Genomic DNA, 14203 nt, shown 5'->3' with positions numbered 1-14203 from the left:
GTGCCCGACGGCCCGTACCACCACGGAAATCTCAGGGCCGCCCTGCTGGAACGGGCGGAGACCGTCCTCGCCGCCTCGGGGGCGGACGGCCTGACCCTGCGCGGCCTGGCCCGCGAACTCGGCGTGAGCCACGCCGCGCCGGCCCGCCACTTCCGCGACCGCCAGGCCCTCCTGGACGCACTCGCCGTCAGCGGCTTCACCACCCTCAACGACCGCCTGCGCACGGCCGCCCGATCCGCCGGACCCGTCGGGGCGCGCCTGGCCGCACTGGGCCGGGCCTACGTGGACTTCGCGGTCGGGCACACGGCGCTGCTGGACCTGATGTTCACCGCCAAACACGCCGACGACCCCAGCGCGGAGCTGCGCGACCTCGGCCACGAGAGCCTGCTGACCGTCGCCCGGCTGATCACGGAAGGGCAGCAGGCGGGCGACGTGCGCCCGGGCGATCCCGTCCGGCTCGCACAGGTCGCCTTCTCGGCCGTCCACGGCCTGGCGACCCTCGCGGTCGCCTCGCTCCTCGACGACACCCCGCTGTCCGAGGCGACGGAACTGGCCCTGGAGGTCCTGCTGGCCGGCCTGCGGCCCGGAACCTGAACCACGGCCCCGCAGACCGGCCCCCGAGCGGGCGCCGGCCCGCCGCGCGGCCCGCCCTACGGGTGCGCGGCGCGGGGGAGGGCAGGGCGAAGCGGTCGAGGGGGAGGGTAGACGCTACTCCCACGAGATGCCCCGTGGTGCGTCCTCGGCCCATTTCACGTTCCCGCCGGCGGATTCGCGCGAGACTTCTCCCCGCGGGCGAACCGCCCCGGGACCACCGGTGAGCCGTGGAGAGAAGGGACAGGACACGCGTGAGCGCATCCGCGAAGGCCGGCGCATTCTTCGTACGGGACGCCGACGACCCCGCCGCGGCCGCGGCGCCGCTGGACGTCGCGGTCATCGGCGAGTCGATCACGATCGTCCTCGCACCGAGCGAGGGCCTGCCCCCCGCCGCACTGCGCCGCCTGTGGTTCCTGTGGCTCAGCGGGCACCTGGGCCTGCTCATGCCGCTGGCCGCCCGGCCCGGGCAGCGCCCGGACACCGCGACCCTGGAGGACACCCGGCGCGTCCTGGCCGACGGACTGCCCGACGACGGGCCCGCCGCGTACGTGCAGCTCCAGGAACTCGCCCGGACCTGCCGCTTCTTCCTGGGCCTGGCCACGGACCGGCCGACGCCCGCCCGGTGAACGCCCCGCCCCGCGGCCGGGACTCGCCCCGCACCCGGTCGCGGGGCGGGGCGCCGCTCAGCCGGTCGGCGCCTGGGGGAGCGCGGTGAAGGTGGCCTCGGCGAACTCGGTGACCTCCGAGAACCCGAGCCTGCGGTAGAGCCCGACGGCCGTGGCGTTGTCCGCCCGCACGTTCAGCCCGATGTGGTCCACGCTCTTCCCGAGCCGCCGGCACAGCGCCGCGACACAGGCCCCGCCCGCGCCCCGCCCGCGCACCCCGGGATGCGTGGCGACGTTCCCGATCGCGGCGACCCGGTAGGCGGCCGAGTAGACGTGCACGCCCGCGACGGCGACGAGCCGCCCGTCCTGCCGCGCGCCCACGTACTGGCCGGTGTCGAGCATCCGGTGGTCGAACCAGTTGCCCGGGTACGCCTGCTCGAACAGCGCCAGCAGCTCCGGCAGATCGCTCCGGTCCAGCGGGGCGGGCTGCCACGGACCGTCCGGGTGCCGGGCGGCCCGGCCGGGATCGGTGAGCGCCATCCGCACCAGGGTGCCGTGCGGCCGGACCGCGTACGCCGACTCCAGCACCTTGCCGGCCGCTCCGGTGAGGTGCCCGAAGAAGCTCCGGGGCAGGACCGGCAGCAGCGCCTCGGCCAGCTCCTCCAGCCCGGCGGCCTGTCCGGGGCGCGCGAAGCCGAGCAGGGTCGGGACGTCGCCGACCGCGTACAGCAGGGCGACCGGGCCGTCGTCCGACACCGTGTACCAACTGGTGTGCGGCCACAGCAGGTCGTCGAGGTCGCCGAGTTCCATCAGGTGCATCGCCGGGTCGCGCCCGAAGCGGTCGGCCAGGGCGGATCGGTCGTGAAGGCTGCGCAGGGTCACCCGCCCACCCTACGGCGGCCCCGAACCGCCCCCGAACCGGCCCCGGCGGGCCCCGGGGCGGTGCGCCCCGGCCCGGGATCCGGCCCGGCCGCTCCCGTTTGTCCCCTGCCGGACGGGTAGGGGCGGGGGAGACGGACACCCGGACCGGAGGAGGACGAGCACATGCCCGCAGAGCAGTGGCCCGAGCTGGTGGGACGCACGGCGGACGAGGCGGTCGCGGAGATCCGCCGCACGCACCCGGACATCACCCAGGTCCCGGTCGTCGCGGACGGCTCCCTGGTGACGATGGACTTCCGGGAGGACCGCGTCCGCGTCTTCACCGACGCCGAAGGCCGCGTCACCCGGGCTCCGCGCATCGGCTGATCCCCGCCGCACCCCGCCCGCCGCACCCCGCCCGCCAACCAGCGTCCCCCCGGAGGCTGTTGACGCGGAGCAGACGCGCGCCCACACTAGTCTGAGAACGAACTAGTCGGGTTCCCGGAGTAGCGAACTCCGGGAGTGCAGAACGGAGATGGCTGTCGGTGGCCGGTACGGAGCCCATGGCCGGATGGCTGCGCGGGGTACTGCCCCTCGCCCTCGCCGCCGTCCTCGCCGAGGGCGACCGGCACGGCTACGCACTGGTGCAGGAGCTGGCCGCACGGGGTTTCGGCACCGTCCGCGGCGGCGCGCTGTACCCGGTGCTCGGCCGGCTGGAGACCGACGGGACGGTGGAGGCCCGGTGGGAACCGGGAGAGGGCGGGCCGGGCCGCAAGGTCTACCGGCTCACCGACGCCGGACGCGCCCGGCTGCGGCAGGAGACCGCCGGCTGGCTGCAGTTCTCCGACGCCATGGCCCGGCTCCTGCCCCCCGGCGTCGAGGAGACCCATGAATGACCCCGCCACCCGGTGGAACGCGCGGCTCCGACTCGCCCTGGCCGCGCACTCCGTGGACGCCGCCACCGCCGACACGGTGCTGGACGAGGTCGCGCAGCACTGCGCGGACAGCGCGCAGGACCCCCACGACGCCTTCGGCCCGCCGGAGGAGTACGCCGCCGCCGTGGCCCGCGAGCGCCTCCCGCCCGAGGAACACCTGCGCCGGCTCCACGGCGGCCCGACACCCCGGGAGGCACTGCGCACCGCCGCCGCCCCGGTCGGCCTGGCCGCCCTCACGGCCGGCGCCGGCCTGTGGGCGGTCCACGGCCTCATGCTGCCCGTGACTCCGGCCGGCCTGGCCGGCGCCGCACTCATCGCCGCGGCCCTGGCCGGCGGCGGCCTCGCGGCCACCGCCCGCAGCCGCCGGCGCCGCGCACGGGGGTGGGCGGCCGTGGCCGCGGCGACGCTCCTCGGCGCGGCGGCCCTCACCTCCCTGCCCGCGCAGCCGCTCGGCCACCTCCCCACCCCGCTCCTGTGCCTGCCCGGCCTGGGGGGTGTCGTCACACTCGTTCCTGCCGTGCGGCGCGCCCTCCGGGCGTACGAAACGACCGTGACGACACCCCCTCGCCCTCCTCTGTCCGGCCCCCCGGCCACACCGACCGAAGACCCCGAAGGAATCACCGTGAAACCCGAGACCGACGCCCCCACCACCGAAGAACGCGCCCTCTGGCCGGCCCGCCTGACCGGGCTCCTCGAAGAGCGCCACGCGATACCCCGCCCGCGCGCCGCGGAACTGACCGCGGAGGCCGCCGGCCACCTCGACGCCACCGGACGCGCCCCCGAGGAGGAGTTCGGCCCCGTGGAGCTGTACGCGCTGCGCCTGTCCGAGGGGGAGGCCCCCCGCCGCCCGTGGTGGAAGCGGGGCGCCGTCCCGGACGCCGTCCTCGCCGTCCTCCTCACCGTCTACCTGGTGGCCGGCCTCGCCTCCGGCGGCCCGCTCTGGCAGACCGTGCTGGCGGCCGTGGCCCTCGCGGTGAACCTCGCGCTCCTCGCCACCCGCCTCGCGCGCGGGCGCACCCCCGGCCGCCCCGGACGGTAGCCCGCGCGAACGGCCGCCCGCCGGGGGCGACCGCCGGGGGCGGTGTCGTACGGCTGACCGCGGGAAGGACGCCGTCGCCGTACCTGCCGAGCCCCCTGTGTCCCTGTGTCCCTGCGCCGTTGCGGACACCCCGCCCGCCGGGGCATCACGTACCCCGCCCGCCGACCCGCCCGCGGTCAGCCGTACAACACCGCCCCAGCCGTCACCGGCCGCCGCTGCCGGACCGCTCCGCGACCGCCCGCGACCGCCCGCGACCGCTCGCGGCGGCCGGTGCGGCGCCGTGCGCGGGAGGGCGGCGTACCGGCGTACCGTCCCGGACGGCTCACGGGGCGCGCCCCCGCCGTCCCCGGCCCGGTCCCTCCCCGTCCCCTCCCCGGTCCACGCCGCACCACCGGGCGGCCCGCGTTCCCGCCCGGTCCGAACCTCCCGCCTTCCCCACCTGCGAGGCCCGCCATGCCCCAGACCGACTCCCGCTTCAGCATCCTGTCCGAGGAATTCGCCGCCGACCCCTACCGCCACTTCGCCCACCTGCGGGACCGGGCGCCGGTGCACTACGAGCCCGCGACCGACAGCTACTTCCTCTCCCGGTACCGCGACGTGAAACGGGTGCTGAGCGACCACGAGGCGTTCAGCACCGAGACGCTCCAGGCGCGCGCCGAACCGGTGATGCGCGGGCCGGTCCTGGCCCAGATGACCGGCGCCGAGCACACCGCCAAACGGAAGATCGTCGTCCGCGCCTTCACGGGACCCGCCCTGCACGAGCAGGTCCAGGCTGTACGCACCAACACCGCCGAGCTCATCGCGCCCTTCCTGCCCCGCGGCCGGGTGGACCTCGTCAACGACTTCGGCAAGCCCTTCGGCGTCCGCGTGACCCTCGACATCCTCGCCCTGGACAAGGAGGACTGGCAGCGGATCACCGCCTGGCACAGCGGCGTCGCCGAGTTCGTCACCAGCATCGTCCTCACCCCCGAACGCCGCCGCCACTGCCTGGACTGCGCCGAGCAGCTGGAGGCCTACCTCCTCCCCGTCATCGGACAACGCCGCCGCCACCCCGGCGACGACCTCATATCCAGGCTGTGCACCGCCGAGTTCGACGGCGTCGCCATGACCGACCGCGACGTCACCGCGCTGATCATCAACGTCCTGGTCGCCGCCACCGAACCCGCCGACAAGACCCTCGCCCTGCTCTTCAAGCACCTGATCGACCACCCCGACCAGCTCGCCCGCGTACGGCAGGACCCGGCCCTGCTGCCCGCCGCGATCGCCGAGACCCTGCGCTACACCCCGCCCGTCCAGCTCATCCCCCGACAGGCCGAGCAGGACACCGTGTTCGCCGGTACCACCGTCCCGGCCGGAGCGACCGTCTTCTGCATGATCGGCGCGGCCAACCGCGACCCCGAGGCCTTCACCGCCCCGGACACCTTCGACATCGACCGCCCCGACCTCGGCGCCGCCCGCTCCTTCACCGCCGCCGCCCAGCACCTGGCCTTCGGCACCGGACTCCACCAGTGCGTCGGCGCCGCCTTCGCCCGCGCCGAGATCGAGACCGTCGCCGCGACGCTCCTCCCGCTCCTCGACCAGGTCCGCCACAGCCCCGGACCCCCCTACCGGGAGACCGGCCTCTACACCCGCGGCCCCGCCTCCCTGCCGCTGGACTTCACCCCCCTCACCCACGGCCCCGGCCGGAACTGACCACCACCCCCCTCAGGAGAACCACCGCCATGACGCCGACCGACATCACCCGCGCCCTCCACGACCTGCTCTTCACCCCCCTCCCCAGCCTCGACGAAGCCCTCGACCGGCACTTCACCCCCGACTACCGCCAGTGCACCGACGGCGTGTGGAGCGACCGCGCCGCCTTCGCCCAGCACATGACCCGCCTGCGCTCCCTGGTCCGCACCGGGAACGTCGAGGTCCACGACGAACTCCGCGACGCAACCCGCTACGCCGACCGCCACACCGTCACCGTCACCCAGCACAACGGCCAGACCTCCCGCATCGAGGTCCACCTCTTCGCGGAGTACGCCCCCGACGGGCGCTTCCGGCGCGTCGTGGAGAGCACCCGCCACGTCGACGGCCGCTCCGACCACGGGAACCTGGCACACGTCAGATAGCAGTTCAGGCCAACTTCCGAATCCCGAACGGTTGTTAGGATCCTGCACGAGTGACCGCCGGCCGACGGCCCGCTCGGCGTCCCCACCGGACGCGTTCCACCTCGGCCGAGAAGGCCTGGCCGACGACCGGCCGACGCGGAGCCCCCACCCAGCGCACCGGCTGACCACCACCCGCGCGTGCCCCGCGCCGGACCAGCCGCCGGCCGGCCCGCCAGAGAATGATTCCGGACAGGGGTCCCGCTCCAGGGACCGGGGGAAGTGAGCCGTCATGGCGTCTGTGGGAGAAAGACTGCGCACCGCGCGCACACGCGCGTTCATCGGCCGCGAAGGGGAACTCGCGCGCTTCGACCAGGCGCTGGCCGGGGACCCCCGCGCCCCCTTCGCGTTCTACGTGTACGGCCCGGGCGGCATCGGCAAGTCGGCGCTGCTGCGCTGCCTGGCCGACCGCGCCCGGGCCGGCGGCCGGCCGCTCGTCGAACTCGACGGCCGCTTCGTCAGCCGGGACCCGGCCGACTTCGAGCGCGCCGCCGGCGCCTTCCTGGACGTACCGGGCACCGTCCTGTTCGTCGACTCCTTCGAACACTGCCAGTGGCTGGAGAGCTGGCTGTGGCAGAACTTCCTGCCCCGCACCGCGGACGACGCCCTCGTCGTCCTGGCCGGCCGCCACGCCCCCCAGCCCCAGTGGACCGCCGACCCGGCCTGGTCCGGCCTCCTGCACCTCGCCGAACTGAACCCCTTCTCCGAGGAACAGGCCCGCAGCCTCCTCACCGCGTCCCGGGTCCGCCCCGAACTCCGCGACCGCGTCCTGAACTTCGCCGGGGGCAACCCCCTGGCCCTGTCCCTGGCCGCCGCCGCCGGAAGCGACAGCTGGAACCCGGAGCAACTCTGGGCCCCCTCGGCCGGCATCCTGCGCACCCTGCTCGCCGGACTCATAGGGGAGGTGCCCACACCGGCCCACCGCCGCGCCCTGGAAGTCGCCGCCCAGGCCCACTCCACCTCCGAGGAACTCCTCGCCGCCGTACTGCCCGACGAGGACGCCCACCCCCTCTTCGACTGGCTGCGCGACCTGCCCTTCATGGAATCCACCCACCGCGGCCTGCACCCGCACGACGCCGCACGCGAAGCCCTGGCCGCGGACCTGCGCTGGCGGGCCCCCAACGCCTTCACCGCGATCCGCCGCCGGCTCGCGGACGAATACCTGCGCCTCCTGCGCGAGGCCCCCGAAGAACGCGTCTGGACCGTCACCGACGAGCTCTTCTACCTCTTCCGCGAGACGGACATCCTCACCCGGGTCCGCACCTGGTCCCGCGAGGACGAAGTCCACGACCGCCCCCTGCACCCCGACGACATCGATGTCATCCTCCGCATGGCCGAAGAGACCGAAGGACCCGCCGGCGCCGACGTCGTCCGCTACTGGGCACTGCGCCAGCCCGAGGCCTTCAGCGTCTACCGCCTCGTCAGCACCGGCGAGACCGTCGCCTTCACCGCCCGCCTCGCCCTGCCCGCCCCGCCCGCCCCCGCCGACCTGGCCGCCGACCCCGTCGTGGCGGCCGCCTGGCAGCACACCCAGAGCACCGACCCCGTGAAACCGGGGGAGCACATCGGCATCAGCCGCTTCTCCGTCTACCCCGGCCGCTACCAGGTCCCCTCCCGCGTCATCGACCTCAGCAGCTCCCGCGCCCAGGCCGAGGCCGCCCGAGCCCACGGCCGTGCCTACGGCTTCGCCGTCTTCCAGGACGCCGACACCTGGGCCGCCCGCGTCAAGGGCACCCTCGAAGACACCGGGGCACGCCCCCGGGTGGGAGAGCACACCTACGGCCTCTTCGGCGTCGACTGGCGCCAGGTACCCGTCGAGGCCTGGATCCGCCGCTTCATCACCGCCACCGACGCACCCGCCCGGCCCAGACCCGCCGGCCTCACGCGCACCGCGTTCGACCAGGCCGTACGCGAAGCCCTCGCCCACTGGCGCGACCCCGCCGCCTTCGCCGCCTGCGCCCTGACGCGCGTCCGTCTCGCCGCCGACTCCCAGGACCCCGCCGCGGACCTGCGCACCCTGCTCCGCCAGAGCGTCGACGACCTCGCCCTCGACCCGCGCGGAGTACGGGCCCGCGAGGCCCTGACCGCGGGCTACTTCTCCGGCGCCCCCACCCAGGAAGCCGCCGCCCGCCGCCTCGGCCTCCCGTACGGCACCTACCGGCGCCACCTGCGCCAAGGCCTGGACCTGCTCTGCGAAGCCCTCTGGCGCCAGGAACTCCACAGCCACTAGGGGATCCGCCCACCGGCGGGACCCGCGCCGCACGCCGCGTACCGCCACGGCCGGGCCGGCCGGTGGACAGGAGCGGACAGCACTGGACAGCGGTGGCCCCCGCCGGCCATGGAAGGTGGACACCGCCCGGCACGAGGCTGTGCGTCATGAACCCAGGACGCACGAAGGACCGGCCCCCCACCCCCCCGCCCCACCGGGGAACCGTGCTCGCGGCGCTCGCCGCCGCGCAGTTCACCGTCATGCTGGCCACCTCGATCGTGAACGTGGCACTGCCGCAGATCCGCGGCGGGGTGGGCCTTTCGGACGGCGGCACGACCTGGGTGGTCAACGCGTACGGCCTGGCGTTCGGGGCGCTGCTGCTCGCCGGAGGCCGCACGGCCGACCTCCTCGGCCGCCGCCGGGTGCTCATCGCCGGCCTCGCGGTGTTCGCGGGGGCCTCCCTGGCGGCGGGACTGGCCGCCTCCCCGGCCGTACTGATCGCCGCCCGCGCCGCCCAGGGACTCGGCGCCGCCGCCATCGCCCCCGCCGCACTCGCCCTGACGATGGACCTCTTCCCGCCCGGCCCCGGCCGGGGCCGGGCCCTGGGGGTGTGGGGCGCGGTCTCCGGCGCCGGGGGAGCGGGCGGCGTCCTGCTCGGCGGCGTGCTCACCCAGGCGTGGGGCTGGCCCTGGATCTTCCACGCCGTCGCGCTCGGAGCGGTACTGGTCCTCGCCGCCGTGGCGGCGCTCGTGCCCCGCGCCGCCGGCCGCGCCGCCGGGCGGTTCGACCTGCCGGGCACCGCCACCGTCACCCTCGCCCTGACCTGCCTGGTCTGGGCCCTGACCAGCGCACGCGGCAGCGGCTGGACGGACGCCCGGGTCCTGGGCGCCCTCCTCGCCTCGGGCGTCCTCCTCGCGGTCTTCGCCGCCGTCGAGCGCCGCCGGCCGGACGCGCTGATACCGCCGCGCCTCTTCGCGGCCGGCCGGGTCACCGCCGGCAACCTGCTGATGGCACTGCTGGGATCCGTGTGGATCGCCCTGTTCTTCTTCCTGCCGCTCTACCAGCAACAGGTCCTCGGCATGAGCCCGCTGGCCACCGGCGCCGGCCAACTCCCGCTCGCCCTGGCCAACATCCTCGGCGCCGTCGCCGCGCCCCGCGTCTCCCGCCGCATCGGCGCCACCGCCACCGTGACCGCGGCCCTCCTCACCGAGGCCGCCGGCCTGCTGTGGCTGTCCCGGATGAGCGCCGACGGCAGCTACGCCGTCGACGTACTGGGCCCGAGCATCATGGTCGGCCTCGGCCTGAGCATCGCCTTCGTCCAGCTCACCGCGCTCGCCGTGGACGGCGTCCCGGGACGGGACGCGGGCCTGGCCGGCGGACTGGTCAACACCACCCGCCAGGTCGGCGGCGCGATCGGCCTCGCCGCCCTCGCCACCCTGGCCGGCTCGGTCACCACCCGCGCCGCCGCCCACCAGCCCCACCTGGAAGCCCTCACCGCCGGCTACCGGGCCGCCTTCGCGGTCTCCGCCGCAATCCTGGCCGCCACCGCCCTCCTCGCCGTGCCCCTCACCCGCCCGGCCCGCCGCACCGAACCCACCCCGCCGCCCGCCCCCACCCGACCGCCCTGCCCGGACCGTGCGGACGACCCCGTGTCCGCACCCTGACCCCGCCCCCGCCCCCGCCCCCGCCCCCGCGCCCTGACCTCGCCCTCGCCCCCATGACCCCGCTCCGAGAAACGCAAGGACCCCGCATGCACACCATCGACACCACCGCCCCCGTCGTCGTCCGCCTGACCACCCGGATCGACGCACCCCTGGCCACCGTCTGGGCACTGCACACCGACGTCGACAACTGGCCCTCCTGGAACGACGGCATCGACCGGGCCGCCCTCGGCGGCCCGATGGCCGCCGGCACCGACTTCACCTGGCTCACCCACGGCATGACCATCACCTCCACCATCCGCGAACTCGTCCCCGGCCGGCGCATCCTCTGGGGCGGCACCGTCCAGGGCATCGTCGGCATCCACGCGTGGACCTTCGAGCAGACCGACACCGGCACCGTCGTCCACACCGAGGAGTCCTGGAGCGGAGCCCCCGTCGACGCCGCCGCCGACGAACTCGCCACCGCCCTGAAGACCTCCCTGCAGACCTGGCTCGACTGCCTCAAGTCCCGCGCCGAACAGCCTGCCTGACGCTCCCTCACCCACCACCCCCGACCACACCGAGGACCCACGATGACCACGCTCCCGCCCTACCTGACCGGCCACTACGCCCCCGTCGCCGACGAGATCACCGCGACCGGCCTCACCGTCGAGGGCAGCCTGCCGCCCGAGCTGACCGGCCGGCTGATCCGCAACAGCCACAACCCCAAGCCCGGCATCACTCCCACCCACTGGTTCAAGGGCAGCGGCATGGTCCACGGCATCCGCCTGCGTGACGGCCGCGCCGAGTGGTACCGCAACCGCTGGGTCCACACCCCCGCCCTCGACGGCGCCCCGTACATGACCGAGCGCGGCCCCGACCTGACGGCCAGCACCGCCGGGACGCACGTCATCGAGCACGCCGGACGGCTCCTCGCGCTCAGCGAGGCCGCGCTGCCCTTCGAGCTGACGGCCGACCTGGAGACGGTCGGCGCCCACGACTTCGGCGGGAAGCTGACCTCCGCCATGACCGCGCACCCCAAGGAGGACCCGGTCACCGGGGAGCTCCACTTCTTCGGCTCCTCCCCGTTCCCGCCCTTCCTGATGTACTACGTCGCCGACGCCAAGGGGGCCGTCACCCACAGCTTCGAAGTCCCGGGAGCCACCGCCTCCCTGAAGCACGACTTCGCCATCACCCGCCACCACGTGGTCTTCATCGAGGGCAACGTCACCTTCGACCCCACCGAGCACTCCGGCATCCCCTACGCCTGGAGCGACGACCAGCCCTCCCGCATCGGCGTCATGCCCCGCGGAGAGGACGGGGCCCGGCACATCCGCTGGTTCTCCATCGAACCCGGCAACATGCTGCACGTCGCCAACGCCTACGAGGACGGCCGGGGCCGCATCGTCCTGGAGGGCCCCACCGTCGACCGCGAGGCCTTCCGGCTCTCCTGGAACTGGTGGGTCGGCGCCCCCGACCGCGGAGCCGAGCCCAACACCCGCTCCCACACCCGCCGCTGGGTCATCGACACGGCGGCCGGCACCGTCGACGAGCAGATCATCGACGACCTCGCGGTCGAGTTCCCGACCCTCAACGAGAACTACCTGGGCGCCGAACACCGCTACCAGTACGCGGTGTCCTTCCCCGACCAGCAGGGCTTCGGCGGCTACGGCGTCGTCAAGTACGACCGCACCACCGGCGCCCGCCGCATCCACCAGGTCGGCGACGCCCGCCTGCCCAGCGAGGCCGTCTTCGTCCCCGCGGCCGGCGCCACCAACGAGGACGACGGCTACCTGCTCACCGTGGTCTCCGACCTCAAGCAGGACGCCTCACAGCTCCTGGTGCTGGACGCCGCCGGCCTCGACCGGGTCGCCACCGTCCACCTGCCCCGCCGGGTGACCGCGGGGATCCACGGCTCCTGGATCCCCGACAGCGCCCTGGACGGCAGCGGCCACTGACCCGCCCCCGGGGGCGCGGCCCGCACCGCACCCCCGGGCCGCGCCGCCGCCGGCGGCCGCCGTGCGGCGCCACCGATCCGCCGCACGGCCCGTTCCGCACGGCCCCGTTCGCCCTGCCCCACCCGTACGCGCACCCGACGACGACACCACCCCGGAGGGGTCCCACCATGTCCGGCCACGCCACCGCATCGCTGCCGCCCGTCTCCCGCGCCCGTCCCGCCGGCCGTCCGCACGAGGTCGACAACCGCGCGGCCTACCTCAGCTTCGGACTCGCCTACGTCCTGGGACACGGCGCCGCCGCAGCCTCCCAGGGCGACGCGCCCCTGCTCGACCTGCCCGGCTGGCTGCCCACGGCCCTCCTCGGAACCGGGCTCACCGCCGGCATCGTCCAGTCCACCGCCGCCGCACTGCGGGCCCAGCGCGGGGCCGCCGCCCCCGAGGTCCTCTCCGGCCGGCTGCTCGGCGCGGCCTGGATCGCGGCCTTCACCGCCCTGTTCCTCGCCATCACCGGCCTTACGTCCGTCCTGGACCTGCCGGAACTCCCGTCCGTCCTGTGGCCGGCCGGCTCCGGACTCGTCGTCGGCCTGCTCTACCTCGCCGAAGGCGCCGTACGCCGCAACGTGCTGCACTACGCCCTCGGCGTCTGGCTCGCGCTGACCTCCACCGCGGCGCTCTCGTTCGACACCCCCGGCCTCTACGGGGTCCTCGCCGTCGCGGGCGGCGGCGCCTACGCCCTCGCCACGGTCCTGGAACACCGCCGCCTGCGGCTCCCCGAACACCCCGCCCGCCCCTGACGCCCCACCGGCCCGACCGGCCCCCCTCGACACCTGCGTGCCGAGGGGGGCCGAGCCGTTGCGGGCCGGGGCCGGGGCCGCTACGCGGTGGGCCGGCGCCGGCGGCCGGTGCCCGCCACGAGCGCGGCACCCATGGCGAGCGCCACGCCGGAAGCACCGAGGGCCCAGCTCGTGGCCGAGTCGGTACCGGTCTGGGCCAGCTGGCCTCCGGAGCCGGCGGTGGAGGTGCCGGTGCCGTTCGTGCCGGTGCCGACCGGCTTGGCACCGCCGTCCGGGGTCGGCTGGTTGCCGCCGGAGCCGGAGCCGGAGCCGGAGCCGGTCCCGGTCCCGGTGCCGTTCCCCGTCCCGTTGCCGTTGCCGTTGCCGTTGCCCGTGTCCGTGCCGCCGCCCGTGCCCGCCTTGTGCACCGACGTGGACTTGACGACCATGTCCGACTCGACCGAGTGCTCCGCGTCGTTGTTGTCCGCGTACAGGATGACGGCGATCGGGCTGTCCGGAGTGTCGGCCGCGGCCCTGACCCGCAGCTGGATGTCGAACTTCGCGTTCTTGCCCACGGCCCACGTGAAGACGGCCCCGGGGGTGTGACCGAGGCGGTCCTTCTCCAGGGGCACCCACGCCGTGCCGTTCCAGGCCTCGATGTCGAAGTGCTTCGCCCGCAGCACGTTCTTGCCGTCGGGGAACAGGAAGAACGAGAAGGTGTACGTGCCGATCGCCTCCTTGCCGGAGTTGTCGACGTGCAGCGCCAGCTTCTGCCAGTCGCCGCCGGCCACGAACCCGCCCGGGGGCAGACCGTCGAGCCCGAGCTTCGGGCCCTGGCGGACCGTCTGCCGGTCGGCCGCGGTGAGCTCGGTCCTGTGCGTGACGCGCGGCGCGCTGCCGCCCTCGGCCGTCGTGTCCAGGGACAGGCGCGTGGCCGGGGCGTCCTTGGCGAACTTCATCCGCAGCCGCAGGTCGAAGACCTCGTTCTTCTCGATGTCGACCTCGGCCAGCGAGAAGCTCCAGGCCTCCTCCGAGCCGTACGCCTCGACCCCGTGCCAGCCCCAGGTGCCGCCGGCGCCCGGCGCGTACACCTCCAGCCGGGCGTCGCCGTCCTCGAAGGCGGTGGTGTCGAGCGTCCACAGCGCCATTTCGAGGCTGTAGTTGTCGATGCTCCCGCGGCCCGCGTTGTCGACGTGGAGGGCGAACTCGCTCCAGTCGGCGCCGGCCTTGAAGCCCTTCTTCGGCAGGCCGGTGAGGGACAGCCCGGGCAGGCCGGCCTTGACGCGGTCGCCACCACCGGACTCCCGCTCCCGGCCCGCGTCCGCCACCGTCCCCTGCCGGCCGTCCTCCTGCGCGGCGGGCGCCGGCGACTGCGGGGCCGGCGCGGCGGCGGCCGGCGGCAGGCCGGTCTCGTCCTTCGGCGCCGCGTCCGGGGCCGTCAC

General features: G+C 75.2%; 14 protein-coding genes. 12 read left to right on the top strand and 2 right to left on the bottom strand.

What is annotated here, in order from left to right:
• Nucleotides 1-594 carry a TetR/AcrR family transcriptional regulator gene (locus tag ACZ6S8_RS27940; protein WP_469460162.1) on the top strand — a complete coding sequence of 198 codons (594 nt, stop codon included), beginning with the start codon at nucleotides 1-3 and terminating at the stop codon, nucleotides 592-594.
• 251 nt (nucleotides 595-845) lie between these two features.
• Nucleotides 846-1220, top strand: a complete 375-nt coding sequence (locus ACZ6S8_RS27935; RefSeq protein ID WP_469460161.1) for a DUF6415 family natural product biosynthesis protein — start codon at nucleotides 846-848, stop codon at nucleotides 1218-1220.
• Between the two features lie 57 nt (nucleotides 1221-1277).
• Here ACZ6S8_RS27935 and ACZ6S8_RS27930 read toward each other — a convergent pair whose 3' ends face one another.
• Nucleotides 1278-2081 (bottom strand): GNAT family N-acetyltransferase, encoded by an 804-nt coding sequence (locus ACZ6S8_RS27930; protein ID WP_469460160.1) that lies wholly within the window; start codon nucleotides 2079-2081, stop codon nucleotides 1278-1280.
• A gap of 162 nt (nucleotides 2082-2243) precedes the next feature.
• Here ACZ6S8_RS27930 and ACZ6S8_RS27925 point away from each other — a divergent pair, with 162 nt between their 5' ends.
• The 10 genes from ACZ6S8_RS27925 (at nucleotide 2244) to ACZ6S8_RS27880 (ending at nucleotide 12782) form a co-directional block, all read left to right on the top strand.
• On the top strand, nucleotides 2244-2444 hold the full coding sequence (locus ACZ6S8_RS27925; protein ID WP_469460159.1) for a serine protease inhibitor: 201 nt from the start codon (nucleotides 2244-2246) through the stop codon (nucleotides 2442-2444).
• A 158-nt stretch (nucleotides 2445-2602) separates the two neighbouring features.
• On the top strand, nucleotides 2603-2953 hold the full coding sequence (locus ACZ6S8_RS27920; protein ID WP_469460158.1) for a PadR family transcriptional regulator: 351 nt from the start codon (nucleotides 2603-2605) through the stop codon (nucleotides 2951-2953).
• Nucleotides 2946-4031, top strand: a complete 1086-nt coding sequence (locus tag ACZ6S8_RS27915) for a hypothetical protein (protein WP_469460157.1) — start codon at nucleotides 2946-2948, stop codon at nucleotides 4029-4031. Before ACZ6S8_RS27920 ends, ACZ6S8_RS27915 begins: the two co-directional genes overlap by 8 nt.
• Nucleotides 4032-4484: 453 nt before the next feature.
• Nucleotides 4485-5723: a cytochrome P450, cyclodipeptide synthase-associated gene (locus ACZ6S8_RS27910; protein ID WP_469460156.1), complete on the top strand. Its 1239-nt coding sequence runs from the start codon at nucleotides 4485-4487 to the stop codon at nucleotides 5721-5723.
• A 29-nt stretch (nucleotides 5724-5752) separates the two neighbouring features.
• Nucleotides 5753-6145 carry a nuclear transport factor 2 family protein gene (locus ACZ6S8_RS27905; protein ID WP_469460155.1) on the top strand — a complete coding sequence of 131 codons (393 nt, stop codon included), beginning with the start codon at nucleotides 5753-5755 and terminating at the stop codon, nucleotides 6143-6145.
• A gap of 268 nt (nucleotides 6146-6413) precedes the next feature.
• Nucleotides 6414-8411: an AAA family ATPase gene (locus tag ACZ6S8_RS27900; RefSeq protein WP_469460154.1), complete on the top strand. Its 1998-nt coding sequence runs from the start codon at nucleotides 6414-6416 to the stop codon at nucleotides 8409-8411.
• Nucleotides 8412-8557: 146 nt separating this feature from the next.
• On the top strand, nucleotides 8558-10054 hold the full coding sequence (locus ACZ6S8_RS27895) for an MFS transporter (protein WP_469460153.1): 1497 nt from the start codon (nucleotides 8558-8560) through the stop codon (nucleotides 10052-10054).
• A gap of 86 nt (nucleotides 10055-10140) precedes the next feature.
• On the top strand, nucleotides 10141-10581 hold the full coding sequence (locus tag ACZ6S8_RS27890) for an SRPBCC family protein (protein ID WP_469460152.1): 441 nt from the start codon (nucleotides 10141-10143) through the stop codon (nucleotides 10579-10581).
• 42 nt (nucleotides 10582-10623) lie between these two features.
• Nucleotides 10624-11988: a carotenoid oxygenase family protein gene (locus tag ACZ6S8_RS27885; RefSeq protein WP_469460151.1), complete on the top strand. Its 1365-nt coding sequence runs from the start codon at nucleotides 10624-10626 to the stop codon at nucleotides 11986-11988.
• Between the two features lie 167 nt (nucleotides 11989-12155).
• Nucleotides 12156-12782, top strand: coding sequence for an ABC transporter permease (locus ACZ6S8_RS27880; protein WP_469460150.1), 627 nt, complete (start codon nucleotides 12156-12158; stop codon nucleotides 12780-12782).
• An 80-nt stretch (nucleotides 12783-12862) separates the two neighbouring features.
• Here ACZ6S8_RS27880 and ACZ6S8_RS27875 read toward each other — a convergent pair whose 3' ends face one another.
• A complete protein-coding gene (locus ACZ6S8_RS27875; protein WP_469460149.1) occupies nucleotides 12863-14203 on the bottom strand; it encodes a hypothetical protein in 1341 nt (446 codons plus the stop codon).

This window comes from Streptomyces sp. NPDC048461, assembly GCF_055587105.1.
Note: the sequence above shows the minus strand (reverse complement) of the source record. Positions and strands in the feature narration are given on the sequence as shown.

Coding starts and splice junctions, on each gene's coding strand:
- ACZ6S8_RS27895 (WP_469460153.1), top strand. CDS start 8,558: ATGAACCCAGGACGCACGAAGGACCGGCCCCCCACCCCCCCGCCCCAC.
- ACZ6S8_RS27900 (WP_469460154.1), top strand. CDS start 6,414: ATGGCGTCTGTGGGAGAAAGACTGCGCACCGCGCGCACACGCGCGTTC.
- ACZ6S8_RS27925 (WP_469460159.1), top strand. CDS start 2,244: ATGCCCGCAGAGCAGTGGCCCGAGCTGGTGGGACGCACGGCGGACGAG.
- ACZ6S8_RS27890 (WP_469460152.1), top strand. CDS start 10,141: ATGCACACCATCGACACCACCGCCCCCGTCGTCGTCCGCCTGACCACC.
- ACZ6S8_RS27885 (WP_469460151.1), top strand. CDS start 10,624: ATGACCACGCTCCCGCCCTACCTGACCGGCCACTACGCCCCCGTCGCC.
- ACZ6S8_RS27880 (WP_469460150.1), top strand. CDS start 12,156: ATGTCCGGCCACGCCACCGCATCGCTGCCGCCCGTCTCCCGCGCCCGT.
- ACZ6S8_RS27915 (WP_469460157.1), top strand. CDS start 2,946: ATGAATGACCCCGCCACCCGGTGGAACGCGCGGCTCCGACTCGCCCTG.
- ACZ6S8_RS27905 (WP_469460155.1), top strand. CDS start 5,753: ATGACGCCGACCGACATCACCCGCGCCCTCCACGACCTGCTCTTCACC.
- ACZ6S8_RS27910 (WP_469460156.1), top strand. CDS start 4,485: ATGCCCCAGACCGACTCCCGCTTCAGCATCCTGTCCGAGGAATTCGCC.